This window comes from Halovivax sp. (assembly GCA_007119345.1).
Lineage (GTDB): Archaea > Halobacteriota > Halobacteria > Halobacteriales > Natrialbaceae > Halovivax.
Window position 1 is genome coordinate 1 of record SKPV01000064.1, and the last position, 9,304, is coordinate 9,304.

Annotated in this window: 7 protein-coding genes and 2 pseudogenes; 2 read left to right on the forward strand and 7 right to left on the reverse strand. The window is 67.7% G+C overall.

Annotated elements, in window-relative coordinates; translation table 11 throughout:
• Positions 1–275: pseudogene (locus QZT59_RS04770) on the reverse strand (hypothetical protein); the annotation flags it as partial.
• 584 nt (positions 276–859) lie between these two features.
• On the opposite strand from QZT59_RS04770, the gene QZT59_RS04775 reads away from it, so the two are divergent.
• Complete coding sequence (locus QZT59_RS04775) at positions 860–1,927, forward strand: mRNA surveillance protein pelota (protein ID WP_290812113.1); 1,068 nt, start codon at positions 860–862, stop codon at positions 1,925–1,927.
• Positions 1,928–2,100: 173 nt separating this feature from the next.
• Here QZT59_RS04775 and QZT59_RS04780 read toward each other — a convergent pair whose 3' ends face one another.
• Positions 2,101–2,835, reverse strand: coding sequence for an MBL fold metallo-hydrolase (locus QZT59_RS04780; protein WP_290812116.1), 735 nt, complete (start codon positions 2,833–2,835; stop codon positions 2,101–2,103).
• A 185-nt stretch (positions 2,836–3,020) separates the two neighbouring features.
• Positions 3,021–3,392: an SAM-dependent methyltransferase gene (locus QZT59_RS04785; protein ID WP_290812119.1), complete on the reverse strand. Its 372-nt coding sequence runs from the start codon at positions 3,390–3,392 to the stop codon at positions 3,021–3,023.
• A 114-nt stretch (positions 3,393–3,506) separates the two neighbouring features.
• Between QZT59_RS04785 and QZT59_RS04790 the strand changes: the two genes are divergently transcribed.
• A complete protein-coding gene (locus QZT59_RS04790) occupies positions 3,507–6,260 on the forward strand; it encodes an ATP-dependent helicase (protein WP_290812122.1) in 2,754 nt (917 codons plus the stop codon).
• Positions 6,261–6,545: 285 nt separating this feature from the next.
• On the opposite strand, the gene QZT59_RS04795 is transcribed toward QZT59_RS04790, so the two are convergent.
• From QZT59_RS04795 to QZT59_RS19200, 4 genes and pseudogenes are all read right to left on the reverse strand, one after another.
• Positions 6,546–7,265 carry an ABC transporter ATP-binding protein gene (locus QZT59_RS04795; protein WP_290812124.1) on the reverse strand — a complete coding sequence of 240 codons (720 nt, stop codon included), beginning with the start codon at positions 7,263–7,265 and terminating at the stop codon, positions 6,546–6,548.
• The gene (locus QZT59_RS04800; protein WP_290812127.1) at positions 7,266–7,994 is read right to left on the reverse strand and encodes an ABC transporter ATP-binding protein; all 729 of its coding nucleotides are present in this window, start codon (positions 7,992–7,994) and stop codon (positions 7,266–7,268) included. It lies immediately after the preceding gene.
• Complete coding sequence (locus tag QZT59_RS04805) at positions 7,991–9,151, reverse strand: branched-chain amino acid ABC transporter permease (RefSeq protein ID WP_290812130.1); 1,161 nt, start codon at positions 9,149–9,151, stop codon at positions 7,991–7,993. Before QZT59_RS04805 ends, QZT59_RS04800 begins: the two co-directional genes overlap by 4 nt.
• Positions 9,144–9,304, reverse strand: a pseudogene (locus QZT59_RS19200) (branched-chain amino acid ABC transporter permease); the annotation flags it as partial. The pseudogene QZT59_RS19200 and the gene QZT59_RS04805, both read right to left, overlap by 8 nt.

A 9,304-nucleotide genomic window follows, 5' to 3' on the forward strand; every position in this document is an offset into this window, starting at 1 on the left:
AGGCCGGCGAGAAGCTGGATCTTCGAGAAGTCGTCGTCGACCGCGAGCACGTTCGCGGTGACCTCCCGGCAACGGGTTTCGGGATTCGACTCGACGTGGTAGGCGCTTCGCGTCGAGTTCTCGTAGGCGAGCTCGTACAGTTGCTCCCGTGTGAGATACCCCTGCTCGCGGTACCGGTCGCCGAACGTCTCCAGTCGGTCCGGGAGCACGCCCTGGGTCTCGGCGTACCGGTCGAGGTACGTCGCCACGGTGTCGGTGTCGAATCGGCTCCCCATTTCGGGCGGGTGCAGGACCCGTCGGACGGAGAACCTTTCCATCTCGTCGCAGCGAACCGGTGTCAGTCCGGATCGATCCCGGCCTGCGCCGCCCCTTCGCGGGCGGTCCGGTACCGATCGCGGAACCGCTCAAGCACCCGATCCCGACCGAAACCACCCCTTCGAGGACGGGAGCCGTCCGGACGACTATCGACCTCGACGGCCGCGAGGGCTCGGTCTCGAGTACGACGTCGTGAACGCGGCCCCCAAGGGCGAGAGTTCGGCCACGGGCCGGCGGTCGAGGAGCCCCCGTCGACCGAGGCGTCGCCGGAACCGTCGGCCGAATCGACCGAGACGCCGGAGTCGCCCGAAGGCGGCGAGCGGTCGCCGGAATTCGCCGACGAATCCCCGGAAGCCGGGGGAGGCGGCGAGGACGACGACGCGATCTCGACCCGCGGCGGCCGCTCGGACGAGGAGCCGGCCGACGGCGGCGCAGACCCGTCGGCGTCGGGTTCGGCGCCCTGACCGTCCGCATGGACCGCGGCACCCTGGTCGGGCGCGCCGAGTCGTCACCCACTTACCGGGCGCCCGAGAACCTCCCACGTATGCAGGTCAGAGACCGGGAGCGAGTCGAGGGCGGCCGCGAGCGGGTGACGGTCGTCCCCGAGAGCGTCGACGACCTCTGGCACCTCCAGTACGTCCTCGAACCCGGCGACCGGGTCGCCGGCGACACCACCCGCCGGATCCAGCGAAACGACGACCAGATGCGCGACACCGGCGGCGAGCGCGAACCCATGTGGGTCGCCATCGCCGTCGACGACGTCGAGTTCCACCGCTTCGCCAACCGCCTTCGCGTCGGCGGCGAGATCGTCGCCTGCTCCCGGGAGGACCAGCTCGGCTTCCACCACACGCTCAACGTCGAGGAGCGAGACGAGCTCTCGATCGAGAAGTGGTGGAAATCCGACCAGGAACAGCGCCTGGCGGAGGCGGAGGAGGCCTCCGAGAACCCCGACGTCGCCATCGCGACCGTCGAGGAGGGGCGGGCGCACGTCCACACGGTCGCCCAGTACGGCACCGAAGAGCGCGCCACCATCACCGGCTCGAGCGGGAAGGACGAGTACGCCCGCGAGCGCTCGGAGCTCTGGGCCGAACTCGCCTCGGTCCTCGGCCGCCTCGACGTGGACGCGATCATTCTCGCGGGTCCGGGATTCACCAAGCAGGACGCCTACAAGCACCTCGAACGGGAGGCTCCCGAGGTCGCAGAACTCGTGACGATGGTCGACACCGCGAGCGTGGGCGACCGGGGCGTCCACGAGGTGCTCAAACGCGGCGCCGTCGCCGACGTCCAGCAGGAGACCCGCATCGAGTCCGAGGCCGAGTACATCGACGAACTCACCCGCCGGATCGCCGAGGGCGCAAAGGCGGCCTACGGCCCGGAGGAGGTCTCGAAGGCGGCGGAGTACGGCGCCATCGACCGCCTGTTGATCCTCGACGAGCGGCTGCGCCAGGAACGCGGTCCCGACGGCGAGTGGAGCGTCGACGTGGACGATCTCGTCCGGACGACCGAGCAAAAAGGTGGCGAGGTGACCGTCTTCTCGAGCGAGTTCCCGCCGGGCCAGCAGCTCTCGAACCTGGGCGGCGTCGCCGCGCTGTTACGGTACCGGCTGGAGTGAGCGCGGGAATCCGAAGTCGCGAGTCCTCGAAACCGTCCGCCAGCTCCGACTGCACCTCGGAGGCGGTCCCGTCCCCGTTCGCCGACCGACGGAGCGTCGACCCGGTCGGACCGACGGAGCGTCGACCCGATCCGACCGACCGAGCGTCGACCCGGTCGGACCACCGGCTCGCCCTACGTGACCGAGACGCGCTGGAGGTCCTCGGCGAACCTGACGTCGCCGTCGAAGTGTTCGGCGACCGACCGTCGCATCTCTTCCTGACGCCCCTGTGTGTGCGGGTAGAGGTGGGTGAGGTAGAGCCGGCCGATCTCCGTTCCGGCGAGCGCCTCGCCGAGCTCGCTCGGCGTGGGATGGTTCGAGACGTCGACGTCGTCCGGAAACGAGCAGTCGTGAGCGAGGATCGCACAACCGTCGGCGAAGTTCGCCAGCCCGGCGAACGCCTCGCTGTCGCCGCTGAACGTGAAGCGATCGTCGAAGCGGTAGGCCAGACAGGGCAGCGAGTGGCGGGTCTCGTAGGCCTCGACGTCGAAGCCGGCGACGGAGAACTCTCCCGCGACGACCTCCCGGACCCGGAGGTCGAGTCGGTCCTGCATGTACTCGTGAACGGAGAGCAGCCCGTCGACGAGTCCCTTGGTCCCCTGGGGACCGACGATCTCGAGGTGTTCCTCGCCGGCGAGCCAGCGGGCTTTCATGAGGGGCATGAGATCGGCGACGTGATCGAGGTGGTGGTGGGTCAGGAGCACCGTCGAGACGGCCTCGTACCCGACGCCCGACTGTTGCAACCGGTGGAGCACGCCGGATCCGCAGTCGACGAGTACGGTTCGATCGTCCTCCTGGACGAGGATGCCCGCCTGGTATCGATCGCCGGTCGGCATCGCCGAACCGGTCCCGAGGAAGGTGATCTGCATATCGATTCATCCATCGGGCTCGTGGAAAAACGTTGCGTCGGCGGAACTCGTCGGGTGGCGAACGGAGAGCCGTCACCGGAACGGAACCCCACACCGGAGCGAAGGGTCGCCACCGGAGCGGAGAACACTCACCGAAACGAGCGGCCGTTACCGGAGCGGAGAACACTCACCGAAACGAGCGGCCGTTACCGGAGCGGAGCCTTCAGGTCCAGCACCGGCGAGTCGTCCAGCGCGTCGACGCCGGCCACGGAGACGCGACGTCCCTCGACCGCCAGCACCGGACACCGGGTCAGGCAGATCGGATTCGGCCTGTCCTGCGACCGCGTGGCGAACACGCCCCGTTCGCCGTCCCGGACCCGGAGTGCGGATCGATCGGCCCGATGGGCGAGCCAGAGTACCTCGACGTCGTCGCCGGCCCGCAGCCCCGCGAGGCCCGGTTCGTACGCCGGCTCGAGGACGATAGTTCCCCTCGCGTCCGATTCGGTTCCCTGACGAGGCGCGTCGACGTGCGTTTCGAACGGGGTCCGAAGGTATCCGATCGGATCGAGCGCGATCATGGGTCGTAGTGGTCGCGCCTCCGACCAAACTGGTCCCCCGAACGTGATCGCGGCCGTTCCACTTTCACCGCGCTGGCCAAACCCTCTTACGCGTTCGTCCCGCAGGAATCCCTGATGAACGGGAACGGGCTGCCGATCCCCGACGAGCGGCTGCCGTACGATCCCGACGCGAGCGTCGAGGATCGCGACGTGCTCGACCTGCTCGGACCCGCGGTCCAGGAGTGGTGGATACGCGAATTCGGCGAGTACGTTCCCGAGAACGACGGCTTCTTCACGCCGCCCCAGCGAGGCGCGATCCCCAAGATCCACGAGGGGACGAACACGCTGGTGTGTGCGCCGACCGGGTCAGGCAAAACGTTAGCAAGCTTTACCGCCATCATCAACGAGCTCTTCCGACGCGACCGCGAGCGCGCGGACGGTCTCGAGAACTCCGTCTACTGCCTCTACGTCTCGCCGCTCAAGTCCCTCGCGAACGACATCCACCGCAACCTCGAGCTCCCGCTCTCCGGCATCGAGTCGATCATCGCCGAACGCGGCGACGACGTCGGCGAGATTCGCCACGCCATCCGTCACGGCGACACCACCTCCCACGAGCGCCAGAAGATGCTCGAGGAGACGCCGCACATCCTCAACACCACGCCGGAGACGCTCGCCATCCTGCTCAACTCCCCCAAGTTCCGCGAGAAGCTCCGGACGGTCGAGTACGTCGTCGTCGACGAGATCCACTCGATCGCCGGCGGCAAGCGCGGCACCCACCTCTCGGTGAGCCTGGAGCGCCTTCAGTCGCTGTCGAACGGCGAGCTCACCAGGATCGGCTGCTCGGCGACGATCGATCCGCTCGAGCGGGTCGGCGAGTTCCTCGTCGGCCAGGAAACGCCGCGAGGCGAGCCCCGGGAGTTCGACGTGGTCGACGCCCGCTTCGCCCGCGACTTCGACCTCCGGCTCGAGTGCCCGACTGACGACCTCATCAACACGCCCCGGGACCTCGTCCAGGAGCGGTTCTACCGACGGCTTCACGAGCTGATCGACGAGCACACGAACACCCTCGTGTTCACCAACACCCGCTCGGGCGCCGAACGGGTGCTCCACGAGCTGCGCGAGCGCTTCGGCGCCTACGACGAGTCGAACTCGGGGTGTCACCACGGCAGCCTCTCGAAGGCCGTTCGGCAGGGAATCGAAGGGAAGCTCAAGGACGGGGAGCTGGACGTCGTGACCACCTCGACCTCCCTCGAGCTGGGCATCGACATGCCCCACGTCGACCTGGTGGTGCAGGTCGGTTCGCCCAAGTCCGTCGCCGCGCTGCTCCAGCGCGTAGGACGGGCGGGACACCGCGTGGGCCAGACCGTCACCGGCCGGGTGATCGCGCTCGATCGCGACGAGCTCGTCGAGTGCGCGGTCATGCTGAAACGGGCCGAGGACGGCTTCGTCGACTCGGTGTCGATCCCAGCAAACGCCCACGACGTCGCCGCCCAGCACGTCTACGGGATGGCCATCGCCGAGATCCGCCCGGAACGGGAGGTGAGAGCGATCCTCCGGCGAGCCTACCCCTACCGGAACTACGACGACGAGCGGTTCGAGTGCCTGTTTCGATACCTCACCGCCGAGTACGCCGGTCTGGAAGACCGCAACGTCTACGCGAAGATCTGGCGCGACGAGAACGACCCGCCCGACGGCGAGCACCACTACGAGGAGTTCCCCGTCGGCGAGCGCCTGATCGGCAAGCGCGGCCGCCTGGCCAGGGTGATCTACATGACGAACATCGGGACGATTCCCGACTCGTTCACCTGTAACGTCCACACCCGATCGGGCGACGAGTGGGTCGGCCAGCTCGACGAGGACTACCTCGACACCCTGAAGAAGGGCGACGTCTTCGTCCTCGGCGGCGACCACTTCGAGTACCGCTACCGCCGCGGCTCGAAGGTGTACGTCGACCGCACGAGCGCCCGGCCGACGGTGCCGTCGTGGTACTCCGAGCGGCTGCCGCTGTCGTCCGACCTCGGCCGCGAGATCCTCGCCTTCCAGCGGGAACTGCTCGCCCACTACGAGACGGGCGACTCCGCGCGCGTCCGCGCCTGGCTTCGGGACTTCCCGCTCGACGATAACAGCGTCCGGGCGCTGGCGCGCCTCTTCGACCACCAGCTGCGGTACGCCGGTCCGAAGACCGTCTCGACGGACCGACGCCTGGCGATCGAGGTCGAACGCGACCGCGACGAGTACGAACGTCACTACTACGTCCACTCGAACTACGGGCGAAAGCTCAACGACGGGCTCTCGCGGCTGCTCGCCTACCGGTGCGCCCAGGAGGCGACCGCGAACGTCCGCGTCGCGGTGGCCGACAACGGCTTCGTGCTCTCGATGCCGCTGAACCGAAAGGTCGACGTGGTCGGCATCCTCGAGGACCTCGATCCCGACGGGGTTCGCGACACCCTCCGATCCGCCCTCTCGGGAACCGACCTCCTCCAGCGGTACTTCCGGATCAACGCGACGCGCTCGCTGATGATCCTCAAGCGGTACAAGGGCTACGAGAAGTCAGCCAGCCAGCAGCAGGTCTCGAGCGAGATGCTGCTCGGCTTCGCGGAGGGACTGGAGGACTTCGCCGTCATCGAGGAGACCTACCGCGAGATTCTCGAGGACAAGCTCACCGTCGAGGAGATCGTCGAACTGGTGGCGGCGATCGACGCCGGCGAGGTCGGCGTCGAACGGCGGCTGCTCGACTCTCCGAGCCCGCGCGCGTTCGGCCTCGCCACGCTGTCTGCCAGCGACGTCGTCCTGGCAGAAGACGAGAGCGCCGCCCTCCAGTCGTTCCACGACCGGGTACTCGCCGAGATCGGGGACGGGTCGATCGCCGGGGTGCGGACGGAGGACTAGGGACGGTACCCCCGGTTGCGGCGACGAGGCCGCTCGCCGTTTCGAGTTCCCCGTTCGCCACTTCGAGTTTCCTCGCCCGGTCGCGGAGTCGCCGCTCGCGGGTCACTCCGTTCTCCGCTCGCAAAAACGAGACACCTCGCTACGCTTGGAGTCTCGCCGCTCGCGGTTCCCTGCGGTCACCGTCTGCTCACGGGCGCGTCGCGCCCGTTCGCACGGTCCGCGGGACCCGAGGGTCCCGCGCTACTCGCAACAACGAGTTTCCTCGCTACGCTCGGAAACTCCCACTCAATGCACCCCGATGTACGCCTCCCGGATGTACTCGTTGTCCTGGAACTCCTCGGCGTCGCCCGAGAGTTCGACCTCGCCGGTTTCGAGCAGCGAGAGCCGTTCCGCGTGCCGGAGCGCGAAGGTGGAGTTCTGCTCTGCGAGGAAGATCGTCAGCCCCTCCGCCCGGAGCCGTTCGATCGCCTCGTCGATGTCCTGGATGATCACCGGCGCGAGCCCGAGCGTCGGTTCGTCGAGCATCAGGAGGTCGGGGTCGCCCATCAGCGCCCGGCCGATGGCGAGCATCTGCTGCTCGCCGCCGCTCATCGTCTCGGCCTCCTGCTCGCGGCGCTCCTCGAGGCGGGGAAACAGGTCGTAGACCGTGCGGAGGTCGGCCTCGACCGCGTCGCGGTCCTCGCGGAACTGGGCGCCCATCAACAGGTTCTCGTGGACCGAAAAGAACGGGAAGAGGTCGCGATCTTCGGTGCAGTAGATCAGGCCGTCGAGGACCGCCTGACGGGTGCTCACCAGCGAGAGATCTCGCCCCTTGTACCGAACGGTTCCCCCGTAGTCGACGAAGCCGGCGATCGCGTTCAGTAGCGTCGTCTTGCCGGCGCCGTTGGGGCCGATGATGCCGACGATTTCGCCCTCGTCGATCGAGAGCGAGACGCCCTTCAGGGCGTGGGATTTCCCGTAGTAGACGTGGAGATCCTCGATCTCGAGGAGCGGATCGGACGCCATCTAGATCCCCTCCCCGGCGAGGTACGCCCGCTGGACGTCCTCGTTCTCGACGATCGCCTCCGGGACGCCCTCGGCGAGCTTCTCGCCGTTGTGGAGCACGACGGTTCGGTCTACGAGTTGCATCAGTCCGCTCATGTTGTGGTCGACGACGATCAGGGTCATGCCGTCCTCCCGGAAGCCCTCGATCTGTTCGGAGAGTTCGCCGATCTCCTGGCGGTTCATGCCGGCGAACGGCTCGTCGAGCAGCAAGAGGTCGGGTTCGGTCGCGAGCGCCTTCGCGATCTCGAGTCGGCGGACGTCGGCGTGGGGCAGCTCGTCGGGATAGTCCCAGATCCGGTCTTCGAGGCCGACTCGGGAGGCGTACCAGACGATCTCCATGTCCTCCGCGCCGCCGCGGAACGAGAAGATGCTGTTCGGGAGCGTGAACAGTTTGATGTTCCCGCCCACGGGGTAGAGGTCGATCGGGTTCGACTCCTGGGAGACCCGCGCGATCCCCGCGTTGACGACCTCGTGGGTCTTGTGATCCGTCACGTCGGTCCCGTCGAACCGGACGGTCCCGTCGGTCACGCCGTGGACGCCCATGATGCAGTTGAAGACGGTGGTCTTGCCCGAGCCGTTCGGGCCGATCAGGCCGACGATCTCGCCCTCGTCGACGGCAAACGAGAGATCGTCCACCGCGGTCAGGCCGCCGAAGCGCTTCGTGAGGCCCTCGATCTCGAGTAGGGTCACTCGGTCTCACCCCCGGTCGACCGGCCGGAGCCGCCGAGGAAGTGCCAGAGCTTTCGGAACAGCCCCTCCCTCGCGAAGACCAGCACCAGCAACACGAGCGTCCAGAGCACCACCCACCTGGCGGTGTGGCCCAGTCCGAGCAGGAACTCGTCGCGCAACATGACGAAGAGGAACGCGCCGCCGACGGGGGCGAGAACGGAGCTCATCCCGCCGAGGACGGCCATCGCGATCATCTCGATGCTGCGGTCGACGACCACGAACGTCGTCGGGTCGACCGTACCGAACATCTGGACGAGCAGGACGCCGCCGAGGCCCATCGGAATGGAACTCAGGACGAACGACCAGATCTTGAACTTCGTCGTGTCGATGCCGGCCGCCTCGACGGCCGCCTCGTTCTCGCGGATCGCCATCAAGATTAGGCCCACGTTCGAGCGCGCGACGTACGTCAGCGCGACCGCGACGATGATCATCGAGACGAACATCAGGTAGTACCGCTGGACGGGGTCGAACATGGAGATCTCCGAGCCGGCGACCGTCGTGTTGATCCGATCGACGCGGATTCCCATCTCGCCGCCGGTGTACTCGCTGAACGCGGTCGTCAGCCGGTAGAAGACCAGGACGGCGACGAACGTCATCAGGGAGAAGTACGGACCGTGCAGGCGAAGCGACGGGATCGCGATGAGTAGCCCGACGACCAGCGCTGCGAGGATCGATACCGGCGCGGTGATCCACAGCGAGAACTCGGGGTCGACGTTGTAGAGCAACATCGCGGTCGTATAGGCCGCCGCCCCCGACAGGACGGAGTGGCCGAAGCTGATGTAGCCGGTGTAGCCGCTCTGGATGTCCCAGCTCATCGCGAAAATCGCCCAGACGCAGGCGAGCGCGAGCGCCCTGAGCATCCCCTCGCCCCACTGCGGGGCGGTGGCCAGCGCGACGAACGCGACCGCCAGGAACAGGAGTTGCAGGGCGTTCGCCTCGCCGAAATGCTCGCCGAGGGTCCGGTTGTACGCGTCCGCGATCGGATCCAGCACGCCGTTGACCCCGTCGATACCCGTTTCGATCCGCTCGTTGACGGCGCCCGCGTGGTCGCCGACGGCGTCGGCGACCACCCGCACTCGTTCGGCGACGGCGCCGGACCCCTGCGCCTCGCTACTCATGGACGAACTCCCTCCCGTAGAGGCCCTGTGGCAGCACCATCAACACGACGACGAGCACGAGCAGGGAGAAGATGCCCCTGAAGCCGGAACCGAGGGCCGCCACGGTGATCGTCTCCAGGTAGCCGATCAGGTAGGCGGCGATCACGGACCCCT

Coding starts and splice junctions, on each gene's coding strand:
- QZT59_RS04780 (WP_290812116.1), bottom strand. CDS start 2,835: ATGCAGATCACCTTCCTCGGGACCGGTTCGGCGATGCCGACCGGCGAT.
- QZT59_RS04790 (WP_290812122.1), top strand. CDS start 3,507: ATGAACGGGAACGGGCTGCCGATCCCCGACGAGCGGCTGCCGTACGAT.
- QZT59_RS04805 (WP_290812130.1), bottom strand. CDS start 9,151: ATGAGTAGCGAGGCGCAGGGGTCCGGCGCCGTCGCCGAACGAGTGCGG.
- QZT59_RS04785 (WP_290812119.1), bottom strand. CDS start 3,392: ATGATCGCGCTCGATCCGATCGGATACCTTCGGACCCCGTTCGAAACG.
- QZT59_RS04795 (WP_290812124.1), bottom strand. CDS start 7,265: ATGGCGTCCGATCCGCTCCTCGAGATCGAGGATCTCCACGTCTACTAC.
- QZT59_RS04775 (WP_290812113.1), top strand. CDS start 860: ATGCAGGTCAGAGACCGGGAGCGAGTCGAGGGCGGCCGCGAGCGGGTG.